This is a genomic window from Micromonospora sp. NPDC127501, assembly GCF_040302185.1.
Classification (GTDB): domain Bacteria; phylum Actinomycetota; class Actinomycetes; order Mycobacteriales; family Micromonosporaceae; genus Micromonospora.
This window is the reverse complement of sequence record NZ_JBEORJ010000022.1, coordinates 1-24512: the sequence shown is the minus strand read 5'-3', so window position 1 is coordinate 24512 and position 24512 is coordinate 1. Positions and strand designations below refer to the sequence as shown.

The 24512-nt window shown below is 72.2% G+C and carries 18 protein-coding genes; 10 read left to right on the top strand and 8 right to left on the bottom strand.

Translation table 11 applies throughout. The features are described from left to right. The first annotated feature begins 182 nt into the window (after positions 1–182). Genes ABTW72_RS31650 through ABTW72_RS31630 form a run of 5 tightly spaced genes read left to right on the top strand, consistent with a single transcriptional unit; the run spans position 183 to position 7759 of the window. Positions 183–2357, top strand: a complete 2175-nt coding sequence (locus tag ABTW72_RS31650) for a molybdopterin oxidoreductase family protein (protein WP_350865353.1) — start codon at positions 183–185, stop codon at positions 2355–2357. Beyond that, positions 2354–3793, top strand: a complete 1440-nt coding sequence (locus ABTW72_RS31645) for an FAD-dependent oxidoreductase (RefSeq protein WP_350865351.1) — start codon at positions 2354–2356, stop codon at positions 3791–3793. Before ABTW72_RS31650 ends, ABTW72_RS31645 begins: the two co-directional genes overlap by 4 nt. Then, complete coding sequence (nirB, locus tag ABTW72_RS31640) at positions 3790–6327, top strand: nitrite reductase large subunit NirB (protein WP_350865348.1); 2538 nt, start codon at positions 3790–3792, stop codon at positions 6325–6327. Before ABTW72_RS31645 ends, nirB begins: the two co-directional genes overlap by 4 nt. Beyond that, positions 6324–6671 (top strand): nitrite reductase small subunit NirD, encoded by a 348-nt coding sequence (gene nirD, locus ABTW72_RS31635; RefSeq protein WP_091402335.1) that lies wholly within the window; start codon positions 6324–6326, stop codon positions 6669–6671. Before nirB ends, nirD begins: the two co-directional genes overlap by 4 nt. Beyond that, entirely contained in the window at positions 6671–7759 is a 1089-nt protein-coding gene (locus tag ABTW72_RS31630) for a uroporphyrinogen-III synthase (protein WP_350865345.1), read from the top strand. Before nirD ends, ABTW72_RS31630 begins: the two co-directional genes overlap by 1 nt. Positions 7760–7836: 77 nt before the next feature. Here ABTW72_RS31630 and ABTW72_RS31625 read toward each other — a convergent pair whose 3' ends face one another. The 4 genes from ABTW72_RS31625 to ABTW72_RS31610 form a co-directional block, all read right to left on the bottom strand. Further along, complete coding sequence (locus ABTW72_RS31625) at positions 7837–8460, bottom strand: GTP-binding protein (RefSeq protein WP_030329978.1); 624 nt, start codon at positions 8458–8460, stop codon at positions 7837–7839. Beyond that, a complete protein-coding gene (locus ABTW72_RS31620; protein WP_007465174.1) occupies positions 8441–8806 on the bottom strand; it encodes a DUF742 domain-containing protein in 366 nt (121 codons plus the stop codon). Before ABTW72_RS31620 ends, ABTW72_RS31625 begins: the two co-directional genes overlap by 20 nt. Positions 8807–8895: 89 nt before the next feature. Further along, positions 8896–9303, bottom strand: a complete 408-nt coding sequence (locus ABTW72_RS31615; protein WP_007465177.1) for a roadblock/LC7 domain-containing protein — start codon at positions 9301–9303, stop codon at positions 8896–8898. After that, positions 9300–12437 (bottom strand): sensor histidine kinase, encoded by a 3138-nt coding sequence (locus ABTW72_RS31610; RefSeq protein WP_350865343.1) that lies wholly within the window; start codon positions 12435–12437, stop codon positions 9300–9302. The genes ABTW72_RS31615 and ABTW72_RS31610 overlap by 4 nt, the downstream gene beginning before the upstream one ends. 444 nt (positions 12438–12881) lie before the next feature. Here ABTW72_RS31610 and ABTW72_RS31605 point away from each other — a divergent pair, with 444 nt between their 5' ends. Next, a complete protein-coding gene (locus ABTW72_RS31605; RefSeq protein ID WP_350865340.1) occupies positions 12882–14060 on the top strand; it encodes an ABC transporter substrate-binding protein in 1179 nt (392 codons plus the stop codon). A gap of 244 nt (positions 14061–14304) precedes the next feature. On the opposite strand, the gene ABTW72_RS31600 is transcribed toward ABTW72_RS31605, so the two are convergent. Beyond that, complete coding sequence (locus tag ABTW72_RS31600; RefSeq protein WP_350865338.1) at positions 14305–15162, bottom strand: ABC transporter permease; 858 nt, start codon at positions 15160–15162, stop codon at positions 14305–14307. A gap of 103 nt (positions 15163–15265) precedes the next feature. Continuing rightward, positions 15266–16297, bottom strand: coding sequence for an ABC transporter substrate-binding protein (locus ABTW72_RS31595; RefSeq protein ID WP_350865335.1), 1032 nt, complete (start codon positions 16295–16297; stop codon positions 15266–15268). Positions 16298–16567: 270 nt separating this feature from the next. On the opposite strand from ABTW72_RS31595, the gene ABTW72_RS31590 reads away from it, so the two are divergent. The 4 genes from ABTW72_RS31590 (at position 16568) to ABTW72_RS31575 (ending at position 21897) form a co-directional block, all read left to right on the top strand. Further along, on the top strand, positions 16568–17353 hold the full coding sequence (locus ABTW72_RS31590; protein ID WP_350865332.1) for an ABC transporter ATP-binding protein: 786 nt from the start codon (positions 16568–16570) through the stop codon (positions 17351–17353). Positions 17354–17355: 2 nt separating this feature from the next. Beyond that, a complete protein-coding gene (locus ABTW72_RS31585) occupies positions 17356–18306 on the top strand; it encodes an LLM class F420-dependent oxidoreductase (RefSeq protein WP_350865329.1) in 951 nt (316 codons plus the stop codon). Then, positions 18303–18611, top strand: a complete 309-nt coding sequence (locus tag ABTW72_RS31580; protein WP_091402349.1) for a cupin domain-containing protein — start codon at positions 18303–18305, stop codon at positions 18609–18611. Before ABTW72_RS31585 ends, ABTW72_RS31580 begins: the two co-directional genes overlap by 4 nt. Before the next feature lie 76 nt (positions 18612–18687). Further along, positions 18688–21897: a hypothetical protein gene (locus ABTW72_RS31575; protein ID WP_350865326.1), complete on the top strand. Its 3210-nt coding sequence runs from the start codon at positions 18688–18690 to the stop codon at positions 21895–21897. 129 nt (positions 21898–22026) lie between these two features. Here ABTW72_RS31575 and thiC read toward each other — a convergent pair whose 3' ends face one another. Together thiC and thiD are read right to left on the bottom strand one after the other, a co-directional pair. Further along, positions 22027–23619, bottom strand: coding sequence for a phosphomethylpyrimidine synthase ThiC (thiC, locus tag ABTW72_RS31570; protein WP_112601253.1), 1593 nt, complete (start codon positions 23617–23619; stop codon positions 22027–22029). 17 nt (positions 23620–23636) lie between these two features. Then, the gene (gene thiD, locus ABTW72_RS31565) at positions 23637–24422 is read right to left on the bottom strand and encodes a bifunctional hydroxymethylpyrimidine kinase/phosphomethylpyrimidine kinase (RefSeq protein WP_350865322.1); all 786 of its coding nucleotides are present in this window, start codon (positions 24420–24422) and stop codon (positions 23637–23639) included. Positions 24423–24512 lie beyond the last annotated feature (90 nt).

Here is a 24512-nt window from a genome sequence, read left to right as displayed (position 1 = left end):
TGCGCTGCCGCTTCGGAGCTGATGTCGCAAACGAGTCAACGGCCCGATGTCGTCAACGACTCAGCTCCACAGGTTGCACCCTCCAACGCGCCCGCTGCTCCTGTGCGGTGTGAGCCCCACTTGACAGGACCGAAACAGAAGGGACCCGGACCGGAAACCGCCCGGCGGCACGCTTTGCCGACATGACAGACGGTGCACGGTCGGCGACTCCGCCGGGGTCGACGCCCCGGGAAGTGGCGACGCACTGCCCGTACTGCGCACTGCAGTGCGGGATGACGCTGCGCGCGGACGACGCCGGGGTCACGGTCCACCCGCGCGAGTTCCCCACCAACCGGGGCGGGCTCTGCCAGAAGGGTTGGACCTCCGCCGAACTGCTCGACCACCCGGATCGGCTGACCACTCCGCTGGTGCGCGACGCGGCCACCGGCGAACTGCACCCGGCGAGCTGGGACACCGCGCTCGACCGGGTGGTCGCCGGCATCCGCGCCGTTCAGGACGACGCCGGCCGGGACGCGGTCGCCGTCTTCGGCGGTGGGGGCCTGACCAACGAGAAGGCGTACGCGTTGGGGAAGTTCGCCCGGATCGGGCTGCGCACCCGGCACATCGACTACAACGGACGGTTCTGCATGTCCTCCGCGGCAGCCGCCGGGATGCGCGCCTTCGGCATCGACCGCGGGCTGCCGTTCCCCCTCGCCGACCTGGGCCGGGCCGACACGCTGCTGCTGGTCGGAGCGAACCCGGCGGAGACCATGCCGCCGCTGGTGCGCTGGCTCACCGAGCAGCGCCGCAACGGCGGAAAACTGATCGTCATCGACCCCCGGGTCACCGCCACCGCCCGCCAGGCCGACCTGCACCTGCAACCCCTGCCCGGCACCGACCTCGCGGTCGCCAACGCGCTGCTGCACATCGCCCTCACCGAGGGTTGGGTCGACCGGGCCTACGTGGCCGACCGCACCACCGGCTTCGACACGGTCCGCCGAGGCGTCGCCGCCTGGTGGCCGGCTCGCGCGGAACAGCTCTCCGGGGTGCCGGTGGCCGACCTGGAGGCGACCGCCCGAGCGCTGGGCACCGGCGGTCGCGTGATCATCCTGACCGCGCGCGGCGCCGAGCAGCACGCCAAGGGGGTGGACACCGTCACCGCGTACGTCAATCTCGCCCTCGCCCTCGGGCTGCCCGGCCGCGACGGTTCGGGGTACGGGTGCCTCACCGGCCAGGGCAACGGCCAGGGCGGGCGGGAGCACGGGCAGAAGGCCGACCAGCTGCCCGGCTACCGGCGGATCGACGACCCGGCGGCCCGGGAGCACGTGGCCGGGGTCTGGGGCGTGCCGGCCGACGAACTGCCCGGCCCGGGAGTGCCCGCCTACCAACTGCTCGACTCGCTCGGCACCCCGGGTGGCCCGCGCGCGTTGCTGGTGTTCGGGTCGAACCCGGTGGTCTCGGCACCCCGGGCGGCCCGGATCGAGGGCCGGCTGCGCGACCTCGACCTGCTGGTCGTCGCGGACCTCCTGCTCTCCGAGACGGCCGCGCTGGCGGACGTGGTGCTGCCGACCGCGCAGTGGGCGGAGGAGGACGGCACCATGACCAACCTGGAGGGTCGGGTGCTGCGTCGACGCGCGCTACGACCGCCCCCGCCGGACGTCCGGACCGACCTCGCCATCATCTCGGACCTGGCGGCGCGGCTGGCCGAGACCGAGTCGACGGACGCCGACCCGGCCGACGCCAGCCCGGCCAGCGTGCGACGGGCCGCCGTCGCGGCGGCTCGGTTCCCGGCCGACCCGGCCGTCGTCTTCGCCGAGCTGCGCCGCGCCTCCGCCGGTGGGGCCGCCGACTACGCCGGGATCAGCTGGGACCGGATCGACGCCGACGACGGGGTCTACTGGCCCTGCCCGACCGAGGACGGGGCGGACACGCCCCGACTCTTCGCCGAGGAGTTCGCCACCCCGGACGGCCGGGCCCGCTTCCACCCCGTCGACCATCGGCCGGCCGCCGAGGAGGTCTGCGCCACGTACCCGCTGCACTTCACCACCGGTCGGGTGCTGGCGCAGTACCAGTCGGGCACCCAGACCCGACGGGTGGCCGCGCTACGGCGTGCCGCCCCGGAGGCGTTCGTCGAACTGCACCCCGACCTGGCCACCCGGCTGGGCATCGACGACGGCGACCCGGTGCGGGTCACCTCGCGCCGAGGTGAGTTCCGCGCGCCGGCCCGGCTCAGCGCCGGGATCCGACCCGACACCGTGTTCGCCCCGTTCCATTACGCGGGGGCGGGACGCGCCAACTCGGTGACCAACGACGCGGTGGACCCGATCTCCGGGATGCCCGAATTCAAGATCTGCGCCGTCCGGGTGGAGAAGGCATGACCGCCCGGGTGGTCATCGTCGGCAACGGGATGGCGGGCGCGCGCCTCGCCGGTGAGCTGCACGCCCGGGAGGGAGACCGGAAGGTCACGGTACTCGGGGCCGAGCCACACCGCGCGTACAACCGGATCCTGCTCTCCACACTGCTGGCCGGCCGGATCGACGAACCGGACGTGGAGCTGACCGAGGCCGCCGGCCACGGCGTCGACCTGCGCAGCGGCGTACCGGTGGCCACCATCGACCGGTCCGCCCGGGAGGTCCGCACCGACGACGGCGAACGGATCGGATACGACCACCTGGTGCTCGCCACCGGTGCCCGTGCGGTGGTGCCGCCACTGCCCGGCCTCGACCCGGCGAACCTGCCGGAGCGGGTGGTCCCCTTCCGGACCCTGGACGACTGCCGGCGGATCCTCGCCGCGGCGGACGGCGCCCGCAGCGCGCTGGTGCTCGGCGGCGGGTTGCTCGGTCTGGAGGCCGCCCGAGGGCTGGCCACCCGGGGGCTGACCACCACAGTGGTGCACCCGAGAGAGCACCTGATGGAACGGCAACTGGACCCGACTGCCGGCGCGGTGCTCGCCGGCACGCTCGCCGGTTTCGGCGTCACCGTCCAACTGGGGGTGTCGGCGACCGGCGTGGCCGCGGACGCCAGCGGTGTCCGCCTCGACCTGGCCGACGGCCGGTCGCTCCGCGCCGACCTGCTGGTGCTCTCCTGTGGCGTACGCCCGGACACCGCCCTCGCGCAGGCCGCCGGTCTGACCGTGCGGCGCGGCGTGGTGGTGGACGACCGGCTGCGCACCAGCGACCGGTCCATCTCGGCGATCGGCGACTGCGCCGAGCACGACGGCGTGCTCACCGGCCTGGTCGCGCCCGCCTGGGCGCAGGCCCAGGCGCTCGCGGACGTGCTGACCGGGACGGACCCACTGGCCCGGTACCGGCCCCGCCCGGTGGTGACCCGGCTGAAGGCCGCCGGGATCGACCTGGCCTCGATGGGTGACGCGTCCAGTGGCGGGCCGGGCGAGGAGTTGACCTTCGCCGACCCGACCCGGGGCACCTACGCCCGGTTGCGGATCCGGGACGAGCGACTGATCGGCGCGATCCTGCTCGGCGACAACCCGGCGGTCGGCACGGTGATCCAACTCTTCGACCGTGGTCAGCCGGTGCCCAGTGACCGACGGGCGCTGCTGCTCGGCCGGGCGCTCGGTGCGGTCGGCGCGGCCCCGGCCGCCTCACCGGCGCTGATGCCGGACGCGGCCACGGTCTGTCAGTGCAACACGGTGAGCAAGGGCGCACTGGTCAGAAGCTGGCGCTCCGGCGCCCGGACGGTCGATGCGGTGGTGGCCGCGACCCGGGCCGGCACCGGATGCGGCGGATGCCGGGACGCGGTGAGCGGCATCGTCGGCTGGCTGAGCCAGGCGGAATCGGTGGAGGTGACGCGATGAGCGGCGGCGAACTGGTCGTCATCGGCAACGGCATGGTCGGGCAGCGTTTCGTGGACGCGCTGCGCGCCCGTGACCCACAGGGCAACTGGCGGGTGACAGTGCTGGCCGAGGAGGGGCGCCCGGCGTACGACCGGGTGCGGCTCTCGGCGTACTTCGACGGGGTCAGTGAGAGCGAACTCAACCTGCACACCCCGCACGACGGGGTGCGGCTGCGACTCGGCGAGCCGGCCACCGCCCTCGACCGGGACCGACAGGTGGTGACCACCGCCGTCGGCGAATACCGCTACGACGCGCTGGTGCTCGCCACCGGGTCGTACGCGTTCGTGCCTCCGGTGGCCGGCACCGAGCTGCCCGGGGTCTTCGTCTACCGGACCCTGGACGACCTGGCGGCGATCCGGGCGTACGCGCGGGGCCGGCGGGTCGGCGCGGTGATCGGTGGCGGGCTGCTCGGGCTGGAGGCCGCCAATGCCCTGCGACTGCTCGGCCTGAGCACCGACGTGGTCGAGTTCGCGCCCCGGCTGATGCCGGTGCAGGTGGACCAGGCCGGTGGCGCGATGCTCCGCCGCTACGTCGACGAGTTGGGCGTACGGACCCATCTCGGGGTGGCGACCACCGCGATCCGTCCCGGCCCGGACGGCGGCGTCGCGGCCCTGGAACTCTCCGACGGCACCGCCCTCGACGCCGAGCTGGTGGTGGTGGCCGCCGGCATCCGGCCCCGGGACCAGTTGGCCCGGGACGCCGGTCTGCCGCTGGGCCCGCGCGGCGGGGTGCTCGTCGACGCGACCTGTCGTACCGCCGACGAGCGGATCTGGGCCGTCGGAGAGTGCGCGGCGGTCGACGGCACCTGCCACGGTCTGGTCGCACCGGGGTACGCGACGGCCGAGGTGGTGGCCGATCGGCTGGTCGGCGGCGCGGCGACCTTCCCGGGCGCGGACACCGCCACCAAACTCAAGCTGCTCGGCGTCGACGTGGCCTCGTTCGGCGACGCCCACGGCACGACCGAGGGCTGCCTGGACGTCACGTTCACCGACCCGGCCACCCGGGTCTACGCGAAGCTTGTTCTCTCCGACGACGCGCACACCCTGCTCGGCGGGGTGCTGGTCGGTGACGCCAGCGCGTACCCGACGCTGCGGGCCAGTGTGGGCGGCCCGCTGCCGGCCGCACCGCTGGCGCTGCTCGCCCCCGACGGCGGCGGCGCGGACGCCGGGGCGCTGCCCGCCGCCGCGCAGGTCTGCTCCTGCAACGCGGTGACCCGGGGCGACGTGGACGCCGCCATCGCCGACGGTTGCGCGGACGTGCCGGCGTTGAAGGCGTGCACCCGGGCAGGCACCAGCTGCGGCTCCTGCGTACCGATGCTGAAGCAGCTCCTGGACGCGGCCGGGGTGGCACAGTCCAGCGCGCTCTGCGAGCACTTCGACGTCAGCCGGCGGGAGCTGTTCGAGATCGTCCGCGTCCGCGGCATCCGCACGTTCTCCCGGCTGGTCACCGAGCACGGTCGGGGCCGCGGCTGCGACATCTGCAAGCCGGTGGTGGCCTCCATCCTCGCCTCGCTGGGCAGCGGGCACGTGCTCGACGGCGAACAGGCGTCGTTGCAGGACACCAACGACCACTTCCTGGCCAACCTGCAACGCGACGGCAGCTACTCGGTGGTGCCCCGGATCCCGGGCGGCGAGATCACCCCGGAGAAGCTGATCGTGATCGGCGAGGTCGCCCGGGACTTCCAGCTCTACACGAAGATCACCGGTGGGCAGCGGATCGACCTGTTCGGGGCGCGGGTGGAGCAGCTGCCGCAGATCTGGCGGCGGCTGGTCGACGCCGGTTTCGAGTCCGGGCACGCGTACGGCAAGGCGCTGCGCACTGTGAAGTCGTGCGTGGGCGAGACCTGGTGCCGGTACGGGGTGCAGGACTCGGTGGGGCTGGCCGTTGCGCTGGAGCTGCGCTATCGCGGACTGCGCGCTCCACACAAGCTCAAGTCGGCGGTCTCCGGTTGCGCCCGGGAGTGCGCGGAGGCGCGCAGCAAGGACTTCGGCATCATCGCCACCGAGACCGGCTGGAATCTCTACGTCGGCGGCAACGGGGGTTTCCGGCCCCGGCACGCCGACCTGTTCGCCACCGACCTGTCCACAGACGCGCTGATCAGGCTGATCGACAGGTTCCTGATCTACTACATCCGCACCGCCGACCGGCTGCAACGCACCGCCGGCTGGATCGAGGCGATGGACGGCGGCCTGGACCACCTGCGCTCGGTGATCGTGGACGACTCGCTCGGACTCTGCGAAGACCTCGACGCGGCGATGGCCCGGCACGTGTCGTCGTACTCCGACGAGTGGCGCGACGTCCTGGACGACCCGGATCGGCTGCGCCGCTACACCTCCTTCGTCAACGCCCCCGACGTACCGGACCCGTCGATCACCTTCACCCGGGAACGCGGCCAGCCGGTACCCGTACGCGACCAGTCCCCGACCGGATCCGAGCCGACCAACGGTCACCGTCGGCAACCGGTCACCCTCGGCCTACCGGAGGTACGGCGATGACCCAGACCCTCACGCTGACCTGGACCACCGTCTGTCTGCTCGACCGGTTGGAACCGGATCGGGGCGTCGCCGCCCTGGTCGACGGGGTGCAGATCGCTCTCTTCCGGACCGCCGACGAGCTGTTCGCGATCGACAACCGCGATCCGGTCTCCGGGGCGTACGTGCTGTCCCGGGGCATCGTCGGCAGCCGTGGCGGAGTGCCGACGGTCGCCTCCCCGCTGCACAAGCAGGTGTACGACCTGCGCAGCGGGCACTGCCTCGACCTGCCCGGGGTGGCCGTGGCCCGGCACGACGCACGTTGCCGCAACGGGCTGGTCGAGGTGCGGCTGCGACAGGAGGGTTGATGCGGGAAGAACTGGCGGGCTTCACCATCGGGGTGACCGCCGACCGGCGGCGCGACGAGTTGGCCGCGCTGCTCGAACGACGGGGCGCCCGGGTCGTGCTCGCCCCGGCGCTGCGGATCGTGCCGCTGTCCGACGACACCGAGCTGCGCGAGGCGACCCGCGCCTGCCTCGACCGGCCGCCGGACATCCTGATGGCCAACACCGGCATCGGCATGCGCGGCTGGTTGGAGGCGGCCGAGGGCTGGGGGCTGGCCGAGCCGCTACGTTCGGTGCTGGCCAGCTCGTACGTGGTGGCGCGCGGCCCGAAGGCACGCGGCGCGATCCGGGCGGCCGGGCTGCACGACCAGTGGTCGCCCGCCTCGGAGAGCTGCGACGAGGTGGTCGACCACCTGCGCCGGCGCGGCGTGGCCGGGCAGGTCATCGCCATGCAGTTGCACGGCGAGCGGCAGCCCGAGTGCACGCTCGCGCTGGAGGCGGCGGGCGCCACTGTCATCGAGGTGCCGGTCTACCGCTGGGCGCCGCCGACCGATCCGGCGCCGCTGCACCGGCTGATCGACCTGATCGCCGGCCGGCTGGTGGACGCCGTGACGTTCACCTCGGCGCCGGCGGCCGAGGCGTTGCTGCGGGCCGCCGGTGACCGGACCGACGCGGTGCTGTCCGCGTTACGCAGCGACGTGCTGGCCAGCTGCGTCGGGGCGGTGACCGCCGAGCCGCTGCTGCGGCGCGGGGTGCCGGTGAGCGCACCCGGTCGGGCCCGGTTGGGCGCGTTGGTGCGGACGATCGTCGACGAGCTGCCCCGCCGGACCGTGACGTTCAAGGCCGGCGGGCACCTGCTCACGTTGCGGGGGCACGCCGCGGTGATCGACGGCGAGCTTCGGCCACTCGCGCCCGCGCCGATGGCGGTGCTGCGGGCGCTGGCCCAGTCCCCGGGTCGGGTGTTGTCCCGCACGGCGTTGCTGCGGACGCTGCCCCGGGGCGCGGACGAGCACGCCGTCGAGATGGCCGTCGCCCGGCTGCGGGCCGGCCTGCGCGCGCCCCGCGTGGTGCAGACCGTGGTGAAACGCGGCTACCGGCTCCGGGTCGACTAGGGCGTGCGGCGAAGGCCTCGACACACTCCCTGAACGCGTCACGGCCGGCCGTCGCGAGCCGGCCGTGACGCGGCGCTTCAGCCGACCGGCGTCGGAAAGCCCCGCCCGTGCTCGGACTGGAGCCGGAGCATGGCGTGCTCGACCACCGTCACCAGGACCTGCTTGACCGAGTCCCGCTGCCGGGCGTCGGTCATCACCAGCGGCACCTGCGGCGAGATGGCCAGCGCCTCGCGGACCTCCTCGGCCTCGTACTGCGGTGCGCCGTCGAACTTGTTCAGCGCCACCACGTACGGCAGGTTGCGGTTCTCGAAGTAGTCCAGCGGGGCGAAGGCGTCGGTGATCCGGCGGGTGTCCACCAGCACGGCGGCACCCACCGCCCCCCGGATGATCTCGTCCCACATGAACCAGAACCGGGTCTGACCCGGTGTACCGAAGAGGTACAGGATCAGGTCCTGGGCCATGGTGATCCGGCCGAAGTCCATGGCGACCGTGGTGGTCTCCTTGCCCGGCACCTTGGACGGATCGTCGATGCCGACACCCGCCGCGGTCATCAACGCCTCGGTGGTCAACGGTGTGATCTCGGAGATCGCCCCGACCAGTGTCGTCTTACCGACGCCGAAGCCGCCCGCGACGACGATCTTCGCGGAGACGATTCCCCGGCCCGGCCGCCCCCCTGCGGGGTCATAGCCTGCGAAGTCCACTTAGCACCCTTCCAAGCAGTTCCATCCGCTCCTCGAACCCCTCGGCGGGAGCAGCAGTGTGTAACGTCAGCAGGCTCTCGGCCACCATGTCGGCGACCAACACCCGGGCGACGCCCAGCGGCATCCGGGTATACGCGGCGATCTCCGCCAGCGACTGTGCTCGGCCCTCACAGACCGTGGCGATGCGGTGCTTGTCATGCCCGGCGAAGCGGGACTCGGCGACCTGGGTGGGCGAGGCGGTGAGGACGGCCTCGAGGGCGATGTCCTGCCGGGGCTCGGTACGACCACGGGTGACCGCGTACGGACGCACCAGCGCGCCACGCGGGTCAGCGCGTCGTTGGTCCATTCCCGATCACCTCCTCGTCCCCTGCGGAGCCGGACTGCGCCGCCTCTCGTCCCTGGTCCGGCGCTCGGAACGAGCGCCGCCTTCCGGTGCTAAGAGCGCACCGCGTCGCGCGGCAGCGGCACCAGCGCGGCACCCACCCGCTCGACCAGCAGTGCCATCTCGTAGCCCACCTGGCCCACGTCGCAGCTGCGCGCGGCCAGCACGGCCATCGAGGAGCCGTCGCTGATCGACATCAGGAAGAGATACCCGCTGTCCATCTCGATGACTGTCTGCAACACCCCGCCCGCGCTGAACATGCGGGCCGCGCCCTCGGTCAGGCTCACCACACCGGAGGTGATCGCGGCGAGCTGGTCCGCCCGGTCCCCCGGCAGATCCCGGGAGGACGCGAGCAGCAGCCCGTCTGCGGACACCGCCACCACGTGGGCGATGCCCGCCACGCTGTCGGCGAAGTTGGTGAGCAGCCAACCCATGTCCTGCATGGCAGCTGGCCTGTTCATCGGCTCTCCTTGGTCGAGGTGCTGTTCAGGTCCGTTCCGGCCGTCCGACCGCGCTGCACACCGCGGTGGTAGGCCGACAGCAGACCACGTACTTCATCCGGGGTCCGCCGGCTGCGGTCCCGGCCGCTCTTCGGTTCGATGCCACCCGGCACGAGCTGTGCCTGCGGCACCCGCTTGGGCAACCCGGAGCGGGTGGTTCCGGCGGGAGCCGGCTCGGCAGCCCGGCTGGCCCGGGACCAGCCCTCGTCCGCCGCCGTACGCCAGGCCTCCGGGTCGGGGGCGGGCGCGGCCGGAGCCGTCCGGGCGGCCGGGGGCGGGGCGTACGTCGGCGGCGCCGAGGGCCGTGCCCCGAACCCGTCCATTGTGGTGCCGAGGCCGTCGGCGCCCGGGGTGGCCGTCCCGTCGGTGCCGGAGCTGCCCGGGGTACGGGTCGGCAGTTTCGGTCGGGCCGGCGAGGCGGCCGGCGCCGACCCGGCGTTCGGCTGGCCGCCGTTGCCGGTGCGCAGGCCGGCGTCGGCCGCTGCGGTGGTGGCGGACGCGGGCGGCTCGTCGAAGTTCGGCCGGGTGAAGATCGCGGTGGCGTCGTCGCCGTGCGACCGGAACCAGACCGCCTCCATCTCCCGGAAGATCGGAGCCTCGGCCGGGAAGTCAGGCCGGGTGCTGACCGGTGCGGCGGGAACCGACGGGACGGCCGGCGGTGCCACCGCCCCCGGCCCGGCGACCGGTCCGACCGGAAGGCCCTGGGCCCCACGGCCATCCGCGGTGTCCGCGGCGTCCGGGGTGGAGCCACGCCGGGGCAGCGGGTCGACGGTCGGGTAGGCCACTGTCGGGCTGCCCAGCGAAGCGCCCGCGCCGTTGCTGTACGCCGGCCGGGCCGGCGGGAGCGGGGCGGCGGGCGCCGGGGCGGCGGGCGCCGGTGGCATGGCCGAGCGCGGACCGGTGTAGCCACCCGCCTGTACGGCCGGGGTGGTGTCCCGCGAGTCCAGCGGCGACTGCCACTGGGTGGGTGCCGGCGCGCTGGTCCGCCACTGGTCGGGCAGCGTCGCCGCCGTCGTGGCGGCACCGGCGAACTGCTCGGCGTGGCCGCCGGCCGGGGTGAGCGGCGCCTGCTCCACGGCCATCGGTTGACGCGGCCGGGTGAGCACCTGCTCGCGGCCCCGGTTGGTGGGCAGGACCACGGTGGCGGCGGGCAACGTCACCTGGGCGACGGTGCCGCCCTCGACGTTGCGACGCAACTCCACCCGGATGCCGTAGCGGGAGGCGAGCCGGCTCACCACGGCCAGACCCATCAGTCGGAACGCGGCGACGTCCACGCTCGGCGGGGCGGCCAGACGCCGGTTGAGCGAGTCGAGCTGGTCGTCGGTGAGGCCGAGCCCGCGGTCCTCGATCTGGATCAGCACGTAGTCGCGGATCCGGCGGCCGTCGGCGACCACTGTGGTGTTCGGCGGCGAGAACCGGGTGGCGTTGTCGAGCAGTTCGGCGACGAGGCGTACCACGTCGTTGACCGCGTGCGCGGCCACCGAGATGTCGGTGTCCACGGTGCCGAACTCGATGCGGTTGTAGAGCTCCACCTCGGACTGGGCGGCGCGCAGCACGTCCACGACCAGCGCGTTGTCGTGACGCGGTGCGGCGGAGTCGGCGCCGGCCAGGACGAGCAGGTTCTCGTCGTTGCGGCGCATTCGGGTGGCCAGGTGGTCCAGTTCGAAGAGCTGCGCGAGCCGCTTCGGGTCCTCCTCACCGCGCTCGATCGCGTCCAGCTCGCCGATCATCCGGTCGACCAGGGTCTGACTACGGCGGGCCAGGTTGAGGAACATCGCCGAGACGCTGGTACGCAGTGCCGCCTGCTCGGCGGCGACCCGCACCGCCTCCCGGTGTACGACGTTGAAGGCCAGCGCCACCTGACCGACCTCGTCGCGGGTGTTGAGCTGGATGGGGTCCCGGACCTGGCGGACGATCTCGTCCACCCCGCCGTCACCAACGCTGCCCATGTTCTGCAGCCGCTGCACGGCGTCGGGCAGGTCGTGGTTGGCCACCGAGAGGGCGCCCTCACGCAGTCGGCGCAGCGAGTGGTTGAGCGAGCGGGCCAGCACCACGGCCAGCGACACGGCGATGATCAGGGTCAGCAGCACCAGGATCGACTCGACCACGGCCTGCCGGATGACGTCCGAGCGGGCCTGGTCGGCCTGCTGGAGCAGTCGGTCCTGCAGTTGGATCTCGGCCCAGCGCATCAGGTCGTTCACGGCGCCGATCGCCGCGGTGGCGTCCTGTGCGGTGACCAGCGGACGCTGCCCGACCGAGCGGGTGATGTCGGTGGCCACCCGGTCGGCCAGGCCGACCGCGTCGCCGGAGACGGTGCTGTCGACCAGGGCGCGCTGCACCGGGTCGGCGGCCAGCGAGAAGGCGACCAGTGCTTCCTGCTGACCGGTCAACGTTGCCACGAAGGAGGAGAACTGCTCCGAGTCGAGCTGGCCGGCCGTCAGCGCGGTGAAGGCGACGGCCTCTTCCTCGGCGACCGAAGCCTTGGCGCGGGCGAAGGCGGCGACCGCGCGGCGGCTGTCCGCCAGGCTCTCGTCGCCGGGTAGCTGGGCCAGGCCGTCACCGTACGAGACCAGGTCGGTGAGGATGACGCCGTAGCGGAGCACCGCCTCGGCGACCGCCATCTGCCGGCGGTCCAGCACCTCCTGACGGGTGCCGTCCAGGGTGGCCAGGTGGTCGTCGATGGCGGCCAGCCGGTCGCGCAGGGCGGTCGGCACGTCGCCGATCCGGCCCCGCTCGGCGCGGTACTCGTCCACCCGCTGCTGCGTCTGGCGGACCCGCAGGTTGTACGCGTCGGCCGGCTGCTGCGGAGCGGCGAGGTAGGCGGCCGCGGCCATTCGTTCGGCCTGGAGGTCCTGGGTGAGGGCGCTGACGTCGACGGAGAGGGCCGTCAGTGACCGGGCCCGGGTGGCGTCGAACGCGCCCTCGCCGACGGAGATCAGGCGGACCGTGGCCAGCGCGATCACCGCCGCCACCGGGACGACCAGAATCAACGCCAACTTGGACCGGATCCGGGCGTCACGCAGTCTGGGCATCCGTCGGCGCGCAGGCCGACCGCTATCGCCGAGCGCGGGCAGGGTCGTCGGTCCGGTGCTCACGACATCGCCTCCGTCGTTTCTTCCCCGCCTGAGCCGCCGAGCCATGCCGTAAGCGGAGGGGACCACGCGCGGCACGGCCGCGATTTCATCAGAGATGATCGTGTTTGGGAAGCCGCAGTGAGGTAGGAAACGGTCGGACGGAGCGCATCCCGTGATCCGGGCAACTGATACCTTCATTTCCGCAAGCCCCTGAACAGGGCATGTAACTCCAGAGTGGTCACGCGTGTATGCAAAGTGAGCTTTTGCAAACATTGCGTTACCCCAGCATGTGGGATGGCCGTCCCGAAAATGCTGCCGGGGTCCGCGCTTGACCACAGCGCCGGCCATTGGCAAGGTTTTGCAGGCTTCGCGCACACCGTACGGCAGAGGAGATCCCGTCCTCCACTGAGGACGGATTAGCGGCGGTGACCGGGCAGCGCCCGCGCCCGCACCTGGAGGACTGAGTTGAGCCCCATCCGCTCCGCGACCATCGCGGCGCTCGCATCGGCCGTAGTGGCCACCACGCTCACCGGCTGCCAGTTTGGCGAGGCGGAACAGGACACGAGTCCGATCGTGATCGCTGCCGATCTCGAACTCTCCGGCGCCGCGGCCACGGTTGGCCGGACATACCAGCGAGCCCTCGAACTCAAGGTCGATCAGTTGAACGCCTCCGGAGCACTGAACGGCCGGAAGATCGACCTGAAGGTGAAGGACAACCGTTCCGACTCGGCCGAGTCACTTCGCAACATCGTCGACTTCAGCAGCGATTCGAAGGTCAGCGCCATCATCATGGGCGGCTGCAACGAATGCGCGGTCGGAGCGGTCGGGACCATCAACGAGAAGCAGATTCCCACCATTGCGCTGGCCGCTTCCGGCGCGATCGCCGCGCCGGCCGCTGAACGGCGCTACGTGTTCAAACTGGGCCCCAACGCCCAGGACAGCGCCGCCGCACTGACCACCGAACTGCGCCGCAACAACATCCGTAAGGTGGGGATGCTGGTCAGCGACGACGACTACGGTCAGGAAGGCGCGACCGCGCTCAAGAGCGAGCTGGACAAGGCCAGGATCACGCTCCGACAGCAGCGGATCAAGACCACCGACACCGACGTCAGCCAGCAGGTCCAGCAGCTCGCGTCGGGCAAGCCCGACGCGATGGTCTTCTGGACCCCGCCGGAGCAGGCGACACTTGCCGCCACCAGCGTCCAGCAGACCATCTTCCGTGGGTCGATCTACTTCGACGCGGGAGCGGCCGGGGACCTCTTCCTCGGCGCAGCGGCCAAGGCGACCGAGAAGGCCACGCTGATCTTCACGCAGACCATGGTGATCGATGACGTGATCGCGACCACGCCGGCCAAGGCCGCGCGGCGGCAGTGGTTCCAGGACTACACGGCCCGCTTCGGCGGGTACAACGGGTCCTCGTCGTTCGCTGCGGACGCCGTCCAGCTGATCGCCGACGCCGAACTGCGCGCCGGTGGTGAGATCGGGAAGGTGGACCGCAACGGCATCCGGGACGTGTTGGAGACGTCCCAGATGGACGGCCTCTCCGGCCCGATCCGCATGACGCCGGACAACCACAGCGGCCTGATGCCGCAGGCGCTCACCACGCTGGTCGCCCGCAACGGTCGCTGGCGGTTGGCGGGGTAACGCTGGGGCTTTCATCTGGCGGGTTTCCCCGGCCCTTCGTCGAGTGCCGGGTGTGGTGTGGCCGACCGCGCCCGACTCCGGGCGGTCAGGCTTGATCCCTCCGCCGGGCACGGTCGGCCACACCCCTTGCGCCAGCAGCGTCGACAAGACGGGCCGGCCTCCCACTGGGAGGCCGGCCCTGCGCGCTTCTTGGTGTTGATCTTGATCTGTGTCTTGGTGCTGCTCTGTGGTCTCTTCTGTTGGGTTAGCGGCTGCTGGTGGTTTCTCGTACCCAGGGGAGAGCGAACCGCTCGGTCAGCAGGAGCGCCGAGTAGAGCAGGATGCTCACCAGCGCCACCAACATGATCGCCGCCCAGGCGGTGGCGGCGTCGCCGATGCCGGCGTACTGCGTGATGACGTAGCCGAGGCCGCTCTCGCCGGCCTGGAACTCACCGATCACCGCACCGATCGCGGCCAGTGGCATGGCCACCTTGAGCCCGACGAAGATCTGCGGCAGCGCGGCCGGGAAGCGCACCTTGCGGAACGCCTGCCAGCGGGAGGCGTTCCAGGACCGGACCAGTTCGGCCAGGTCGGCCGGGGTGGTGGTCAACCCGGTCGCGGTGGAGAGCACGATCGGGAAGAAGCAGAGCAGGAACACCATGGTCAGGATCGGCTTCTGGCCCCAGCCGAGCGCCACCACCAGCAGCGGGCCCAGCGTGATCTTCGGCACCGCGTTCACCGCGACCAGCAGCGGCGTGAACATTCGCTCCACGGTGCGGGAACTGGCCAGGGAGAGCCCGATCAGCACACCGGCGGCCACCGAGAGGGCGAAGCCGGTCAGGATCTCCAGCGTGGTGTCCCAGGTGTGCTCCAGCATCTGGGTGGGCTTGTCGACGAACGCGCTGAACACGTCGCCGGGCGGCGGCAGGGCGACAGGGTGGACCAGTTCCAGCCGGGCGATCAGCCACCACGCCGCCAGCGCGACCAGGATGCCGACCGCGGGCAGCACGGCGTCGGCCCCGGCCCGAAGACCGGCACCTCGACCCGCGCGCCCCGCTTCGGGGTCGGCACCCGGGGGCGGGGGTTCCGCCACCGCCGGGTCCGCTGACCGGACGTCGGTCATCTCTGTCCTCCTCGAAATCCCACGGCCCGCCGGGGGCCGACGAGCGACGGGGGTACGCCCCACCGGGATCGGCGGGACGTACCCCCTGATGACGTCCGGACGATCAGGCCTTCGGCGCGAGGCTGAAGTCGATGATCTGCTCGGGGGTGATGTTCTGCTTCAGCGCGCCGGCGCCCTGCAGGATGGCGATGCTCTTGGCGACCCGACCGCTGTCCAGGGTGCCGATCGCGGTGCCGGTGTTGCCGGAACGGACGTACGCGGCCATCAGCTCCAGCTCGGCGGCGGCGGAGACCGGGTTGGTGGCGTCGACGTTCTTCTTCAGAATGTCGGCGGCCTCCTTGGAGTTCGCCAGGCTGTACTCCAGGCCCTTGAGCAGCGCCGCGGTGAACTTCTTCACCATCTCGGGCTTCTCCTTGGCGATCTTCGAGGAGGTGATCAGCACGTTGCCGTAGAGGTCCTGCATCACGTTGCTGTACGGCAGCATGACGGCCTTCTTCTTGGCCGCCGCCTCGATGGTCGGCTGACCGACGACGAACTGACCGATGCCGTCCACCGAGCCCGAGGCCAGCGTGCCGATGAGGTTCTGCGCCTCACCGTTGACCCAGGTCACCTTGGTCGCGTCCACACCGGCGAGCCGGGCGTACGTCGGGAACAGGTTGCGGACCACGGAGCCGGGGGTGTCGGCGAGCTTCTTGCCCTCCAGGTCCTTCGGGGAGCTGATGTTCTTGCCCTCGACGGTGGCGATGCCCGCCATGGTGCGCTGCTGGATCGCGGCCACCGCGGTGAAGTCCTTCGCCTGGCCGTTGCCGAGCTGAAGCAAGCCGCCGGTGAGGTCGATCGGGCCGAAGTCGGCCTGGCCGCCGACGATGGTCTGGATCACGCCACCGGTGCCCTGACCAGCCTTGATCTCGACGTCGAAGCCGGCGTCCTTGAAGAAGCCCTTGTCCTTCGCCACCCAGGCGTAGGAGTCACGGCCGAAGTTGCCGAACGAGGTGAGGTAGGTCACCTTCTCCAGCGTCTTGCCGTCGCCGCCCTTGGCATCGTCGGCCGAATCCGACCCGCTGCTGCAGGCGGAGACAAGGGCGAGGGCGGTGGCCAGCGCGGCCGTAGCGACCGTACGGGTCAGCCTTCTCATCAGTGCACCATGTCCTTTCCGACCGGGGCCGGCAGGCCACCGGAGGGGGTTGTCGTGACGGGCCGGCGGGAGGGGTGGAAGCCGGACGCCGCCGTCGTGGGGGGACTCTTCGCGGGCACAGCGTACGAGAAACCCACAGTTGCGACGCCAGGCGTATCGGGTTGCGGAACGGATACAACCTGACGACCACCCCAGCCGGTGTCATAACTCAACGGAGCAGTTAGCCTTTGTCGGATTCCTGACCGTCCACTCAGCGGAGGTACGCCGGAGATGATCCGACTGTCCGGGGTGTCCCGCACTTTCGAGGGCCGATCCGGCCGGGTGGAGGCGCTGCGCGGCATCAACCTCGAGGTCGCCGAGGGCGAGTTCGTCGCCGTGCTCGGCCGCTCCGGCTGCGGCAAGTCCACACTGCTGCGGCTGATCGCCGGGCTGCTCCCGCTGAGCGCCGGTGAGATCACCGTCGCCGGTACGCCGATCACCCGCCCCCGCCAGGACATCGCCATGCTGTTCCAGAAGCCGGCGCTGCTGCCCTGGCGCACCGTGCTGGACAACGTCCTGCTGCCCGTGGAGATCTTCGGCTGGAGCCGCGCCAAGCACCGTGAGCGGGCCCAGCAACTGCTCGACGTCGCCGGGTTGGCCGGCTTCGAGAAGCGGCTGCCGCACGAACTCTCCGGCGGCATGCAGCAGCGGGTGTCGCTGTGCCGGTCGCTGATCGGTGAGCCCCGGGTGATGCTGATGGACGAGCCGTTCTCCGCGCTGGACGCGCTCACTCGCGAGGAACTCTCCGGCGAACTCCAGCGGGTGCACATGGAGAACAAGCCGACGATCGTCTTCGTCACCCACTCGATCGACGAGGCGGTGCTGCTCGCCGACCGGGTGGTCGTGCTGAGCCCCCGCCCCGGCCGGATCCGCAAGGTCGTCGACGTGACCATCCCCCGACCCCGCACCCTGGGCCGCAACGCCCACCTGGCCGACGTCGCCCAGGTCAGCGCCGACCTGCACGAACTGCTGATGGAACGCGAACAGCCGGCCACCGCCGGCGCGGAAGGACACTGACCATGCGGGTGTCGGTCTTCACCGAGCCGAACCGTGGAGCCAGCTACGACACCCAGCTCCGGTTCGCCCGACTGGTCGAGGCCTGCGGCTACGAGGGCTTCCTCCGCGCCGACCACTACCAGTCGATGGGCGCCGACCCGGGCCTGCCCGGCCCCACGGACGCCTGGCTGACCCTCGCCGCCCTGGCCCGGGAAACCGAACGGATCCGACTCGGCACCCTGGTGACGTCGGCCACGTTCCGCCTGCCCGGCCCCCTCGCGGTGATGGTCGCGCAGGTCGACCAGATGAGCGGTGGCCGGGTCGACCTCGGCATCGGCGCCGGCTGGTACGAGCGCGAGCACACCTCGTACGGAATCCCGTTCCCGTCGGTCGGCGAGCGCTTCGACCGGCTGGCCGAGCAGCTTGAGGTGATCACCGGGTTGTGGGGAACCCCGCCCGGTGAGACCTACAGCTTCGCCGGCGACCACTACCGGCTGGTGGACGCTCCCGCCCTGCCCAAGCCGGTGCAGGTGCCCGGCCCGCCGATCATCGTGGGCGGGCGTGGCCCCAAGCGCACGCCCGAACTGGCCGCCCGGTACGCCGACGAGTTCAACATGCCGTTCAAGTCCGTGGCCGCCACCGCCGAGGCGTACGACCGGGTGCGCGAGACGTGTGAGCGCACCGGACGGTCGGAGTCCGGACGCGCCCCGCTGGTGCTGTCCGCCGGAATCGTCGTCGCCATCGGCCGGACCGACGCGGAGGCCCAGCGTCGGGCCGCGCCCCTGCACGAGAAGAGCGCGCTGCCACCGGAGGACCCGGTGGTCGGCTCCCCCGCGCAGCTCGCGCAGCGCCTCGGCGAGTTCGCCGCGATCGGCACCACCCGGGTCCACCTGCGCCTGATCGACTTCGATGATCTCGACCACCTCGAGCTGATCGCCGCCGAGGTGCTGCCCCAACTGGACGGAGCACGATGAGCGACGTGATCGACGGAACCGAACTCGGACCGGTGGGCCAGGAGATCGTGTACGAGAACGACCGGGTCCGGGTCTGGCACATCCGCCTTGAGCCGGGCGAGCGGCAACCGCTGCACCGGCACGACCACCCCTACCTGGTGGTGGCGATCGAGGGCGCCAAGAACGTCGTACAGACCATCGACGGCACCCGGATCGACGCCGACGAGCCCACCGGCGGAGTGGTCTACCGGGACCCGGGCGCGGTGCACATGCTGACCAATGTCGGAGATACGACTTACCTGGCCCGGCTGGTCGAACTCAAGTAGACCCGCCGATGGCCGGCGGCGCGCCTCGCGGCGCGCCGGTGGCGATCGGGTGTACCAGGTGCGTAACGTGCCGGACATGGCCTTTCGGACCTGGGGCAGACTGCTGCTCACGGCGCTCGGGGTGAGCGTGCTGGCCGGAGCCGGCCAGCTCGGCGTCGCGTACGGTTTCGGCATCGTCCGCCTGACCGGCGCATTCACCGGTACGACCGTCAACCAGTGGCCGGCCCAGCTCGTGTGGGTGGGCTGGTTCGCCGCGAACGCAGCCGTCGTCGGCGCCGTCCTGACCGGACGCCTCGCTCGCCGCGACGCCCCGGCGGCCACCACCGGCCGGCAGTTGGCGGTCGCCGGCGCCGCGGCGCTCGGCGCCACCGTCATCGCCCCGCTCTGCATGCAGCCCGCCCGCGCTGCGGAGCTGATCTCCGTTGACCCGGTCTGGGCGGTGGGCATCTGCGCCATGGTCGGTGCGGTGATCGGGGCGGGCGCGGCGATCGCCGTCCTGTTCCGGCCCGAGCTGGGATGGAACATGACGGCCGTGGCCGGCGCGGTCTGGCTGCTGGCGCTGATCTCCGTCCTACCGTCGCTCGGCACGGCCGGCCCACTGCCGACCGTCCGGCTCGGCGTACTGGAGCCGAGCTGGCTCGACGACGCCGCCGCACAGCGGCTGGCGCTGCTCCTGCTGCCCATCGTCGCGCTGCTGGCCGGCGCGGCGACCGCCGGGCTGGCTCGCTGGCGGGGTCAGGCCCCGCTGGTCAGCGGGGCCACCGGGGTGGCCGGTCCGGTGCTGGTGGCGTTCGCCTACCTGACCGCCGGTCCGGGCGACGCGGTGGACCGCTACCAGACCGCCCCCTACTACGGCTCGTTGATCGCGATCCTCGCCGGAGCGCTCGGCGCGGCCGCCGCCGCGCTGCTGCGCTGGCCGACTGGCACCCGTACCGCCGATCCGCAGGCGATCGAGCCGACCGCCATCCTGCGCCCGCTGCCCACCGGCCCGGCGCTGCCCGGCGCAGCGAACGACCGGGACAGCGCGGCGAAGGACCGGGACAGCGCCGAGCGCACCGACACGGAGACGACCAACGCCGAGCTGGCCACCGGCGCGAAGCCTGCCGGTGTCGTTGCGGGTGCGTGGGCGACGGGCGACTCCGATGCCGTACGCACCGTCCCGGCCCACTGGGACTGGCCGGAGACCACAGCGAGCGGACAGCACGGTCCGGCTCCCGCCACTGCGGCTCCCGCCCCGACTCCCGCCGCCCCGACTCAGCCTGCGGCCTGGGTGACCGCGCCGACCGGTGAGTTCACCGCCGCAGGGCAGACGTCTCAGCGTCACGATGATGTCCTGGCCCCGACCGAGCCCTCGGCCGGCACCGACGTCAGCAACGTCACCACGACCGACACCACGACCGACACCACGGCCGGACGCGCCGACGCCGCGACCCCGACGGGCGGCCGAGCGGTCGACGAGCCGACCGGCAGCACGGCGACGGACACGAGCGGCAGCACGGCGACCAACGGCAGGCCGACCGGTGGGCGCACCACCCGCAAGTCCGCCGCCACCCCGGGCGGCACGGGTGCACCCGGTTCCGGCACGACCAGCGCGGCCGCGACCAGCGCGCCGACCACCTCGGACGCGTCCATCCCCGCGACCGGCAGCACGGCTCCGAGCAGCACGGCCGCCACCAGCACGGGCGGCGGTACCGAGGCGACCAGCGCAGCCCCGACTGGCACGGACGCTCCCAGCCCGGCCGCCACGCCCTCGACGGGCACGGGGTCAGGCACGAGCACGGGGGCGAGCAGCGCGGGCACGGCCGGTCATGGCGCGCCCGAGGCGCCACTGTCGGTCAAGCCGCGACGCGGCCGTAAGTCGAAAGCCAACCCGGACACCACCACCGCCTCCGACGTGGCTGGCGACACCTCCCCTGCCGGTTCGACAACCACCAGCGAGACGAGCACCAGCGAGACGAGCGCCAGCGAGACGAGCGCCAGCGCAACGGCCACCCGCGAGACGACCACCGGCCGCGCCACGAAGGGCACCCGGCCGGGCAGGTCCGCCGACAGCATCGCCTCCGACACGGCCACCGACACTCCGGCCCCCAGCCGGGGAAGCCTGGGTGAGCGGTCGAGTTCGACCTCTGAGGTCGCCTCGGCCGCTGCCTCCGGCACGACAGCAGCCCGGAGCACCGCTACCGGCGAGACGCGAGCACCTGCCACCCCCGCCACCGGCTCGAAGCGGGCACCGGCCGCCTCGACCACCGCCGGGACCGGCGCGACGCAGGTGCCGGCCAACCCGGAGTCCCCGACCACGGCAATCGACGCCACACAGACCCCGGCCACGGCAACCCACGACGCACAGACGCCGACCACCGGGGCCGGGGCGACACCAGCACCGACCACCGCAACCGGCGCGACGCGAGCAGCGGCGGCGCCAACGACCGCGGCCGACCAGGTTGGCGCGGAAGCCATCCCGCGCGTCCCGAAGGCCGGCACGGGCAGCAAGGCAGCACCGGCCGACGCGACCAGCGATTCCGCAGTAGCCGGGGCTGGTGGCACCGACAGCGCGCCGCCCGCCGCCGAGGACGTCCCCACCGCCGGGTTGTTCGGGGCCCCCGCTGCCAGTGACCAGGAGACGGACCGGTGGACACCCGCGCCGTCGGCCTGGCCGGTCACCTCGACGTGGACGGTGCCACCGCAGGCCTCCGAGCCGGAGGCAACGGCATCGGAGGGGTCGAGCAGGCCCGACGAGCCGACCGGACCGACGCCCAGGCCCCGGCATCGGGCACCGTTGCCGGACCTGAGCCGGGCCGGCACCTGGAACGCGTTCGACACCTCTCGGCGTCGCGGATCGGCGGAATCGCAGGACAGCTCGACGGCACGGACAGCGCCGGCCGAGGCCGGCGGGACGACAGTTCCGACCGACCGGCCGGGTCGGCCGGAGTTCCCGGGCACGGTGGGCGCGCCCTCCGGTGCGGCCGCCGCCAGCGCCACCACCGACAGCGCCACCGGCACCGGCGATGTGGCGGCGACCGACGCCACGTCGGCAGAACCGACGCAGCCGAAGGTGGCAGAGCAGTCCTCCCGGCGAGGGCGGCTCGGCGGGCTGTTCCGCCGCAACCGGTCCCGCGCCGACGAGGAGAGCCCGAAGACGTCGGATGAGGCGGAGCCGCTGGCGTCCCAGGACGAGGAATTCGTCGACTGGGTCGCCGGTCTGAGCAAGCCGGTGTCGGACAACGAGCCTGAGCAGGAGAACGGCCGCCGGTCGTTGCGATCCACCGGTCGACACCACCGCGACTGACTCCACCACACAGCCACAGACGCACCGACCGCTCGCTTGATCGACTCGGGTTCACTGATATCGGGCTATCCCACGCGGCCGGACACCCCGACATCAATGAACCCGGGTCGATCACCCTGCGTGGGTGGGTCAGGCGAGCGGTAGGTAGACCCGGCTCCCGCCGGAGACGAACTCCTCCGACTTGTCCTTCATGCCGCGTGCCGCGTACTCCTTGAGCTCTTGGGTGATCTTCATGGAGCAGAACTTCGGGCCACACATCGAGCAGAAGTGCGCGGTCTTCGCCGGCTCCGCGGGCAGGGTCGCGTCGTGGTACGAGCGCGCCGTCTCCGGGTCCAGCGAGAGGTTGAACTGATCCTCCCAGCGGAACTCGAACCGCGCCTTCGACAGGGCGTCGTCCCAGGCCTGCGCGCCGGGGTGCCCCTTGGCCAGGTCCGCTGCGTGTGCCGCGATCTTGTACGCGATCACGCCCGCCTTCACGTCGTCCCGGTCGGGCAGGCCAAGGTGCTCCTTCGGCGTGACGTAGCAGAGCATCGCGGTGCCGAACATGCCGATCATCGCGGCGCCGATCGCCGAGGTGATGTGGTCGTACGCTGGCGCGATGTCGGTGGTCAGCGGACCGAGCGTGTAGAAGGGTGCCTCGTGGCACCACTCCTGCTGAAGGTCCACGTTCTCCTTGATCTTGTGCATCGGAACGTGACCGGGGCCCTCGATCATCACCTGGACGTCGTACGCCCAGGCGATCTTCGTCAGCTCACCGAGGGTGCGCAGCTCGGCGAACTGCGCCTCGTCGTTGGCGTCGGCGATCGACCCGGGGCGCAGCCCGTCGCCGAGGGAGAACGTCACGTCGTAGCGCGCGAGCAGCGCGCACAGTTCCTCGAAGTTGGTGTAGAGGAAGTTCTCCTCGTGGTGCGCCAGGCACCACGCCGCCATGATCGAACCGCCTCGGGACACGATCCCGGTCACCCGGTCCACGGCCAGCGGCACGTACGGCAGGAGCACCCCGGCGTGCACCGTCATGTAGTCCACGCCCTGCTCAGCCTGCTCGATCACGGTCTCCCGGAACACCTCCCAGCTCAACTTCACCGGGTCGCCGCCGACCTTCTCCAGCGCCTGGTAGATCGGCACCGTCCCGATCGGCACCGGCGAGTTCCGCACGATCGCCTCACGGGTCTCGTGGATCCGCTTGCCCGTGGACAGGTCCATCACCGTGTCCGCGCCCCAGCGGGTGGCCCAGGTCAGCTTCTCGACCTCCTCCGCGACCGACGAGCTGACCGCCGAGGTGCCGATGTTGGCGTTCACCTTCACCAGGAACGCCTTACCGATGATCGCCGGCTCGCACTCCGGGTGGTTGACGTTGAGCGGGAGCACCGCCCGACCGGCGGCGATCTCGGCCCGCACGAGTTCCGGTTCGACGTTCTCCCGGATCGCCACGAACTCCATCTCCGGCGTCACCACACCGGCCCGCGCGTACGCGAGCTGGGTGGGCCGACGACCGTCCACCCCGGCGAGTGGTGTGCCCGCACCCCGCACCGGGGCCACGTCACCCCGCTCGGCGATCCACGGCCCGCGCAGCGGCGGCAGCCCCACCTCCGGGTCCGAACCAGGGCCGGACGTGTCGTAGAGCCGCACCGGCGGCAGGTCCCCGGTCAGCCCCACCTCCGCGAACGGCACCCGGACATCCGGCCGCGAACCCTCGACGTACACCTTGCCTCGTGCGTGCATGACAGCCTCCCTGGTGATCAAGCGGACCAGCCGAAGTGGTTCAGCGGCCCACGCCCCGCGCCCAGCTCCCAACCCCGCGCGCCGGTCAGCGCACGGAGCACGTACTCCTTGGCGGCCCCCACGGCGGCCGGCACCGGATCGCCCAGACCGAGCCGCACCGCGATCGCCGCCGAGAACGAGCACCCGGTGCCGTGGGTGTGCCGGGTGGTCACCCGGGGTGCGCGCAACAGGGTGGTGACGCCGCCGCCGTGCAGCACGTCGACCGCCTCGCCCCCGTCCAGGTCACCGCCCGTGACCACCACGTACTCCGGGCCGCCGGCCACCAGGGCCTCGGCGGCCACGACCATCGCGGCCACGTCGTCGACCGGGCGTCCGGTGATCGCCGCGGCCTCCGCGCAGTTCGGGGTCGCCACCCTGGCGTACGGCAGCAGCCGCTCCACCGCGCCCACCACGCCGAGCCGGTGACCGCTCGTGGCGACCAGCACCGGGTCGACGACGAGTTGAGGCAACCGGCCGTCCCGGGCGGCCTCGGCCACCACGTCCGCGATCGCCGGGGTGCCGAGCATCCCCGTCTTCACGGCGCAGACGGTGAAATCGGTGAGCACGCTGTCCAACTGCTCGGTGACAGTGCGCGGGGGCAGCGGCAGCACCGCGTCGACACCTCGGGTGTTCTGCGCGGTGACCGCCGTGAGGACGCTGGTGCCGTACGCGCCCAGCGCGGCGAAGACCTTGAGGTCGGCCTGGATGCCCGCGCCGCCGCCGGAGTCCGAGCCGGCGATGGTCAGCAGTGTTCGCGGGGTCATGGTTCTTCGCCTTTGGTTGCGGTTGGGGGCTGCGGCCGACCGTGCCCACTCCGGGCGGTCAGGCTTGATCCCTGCGTGGGCACGGTCGTC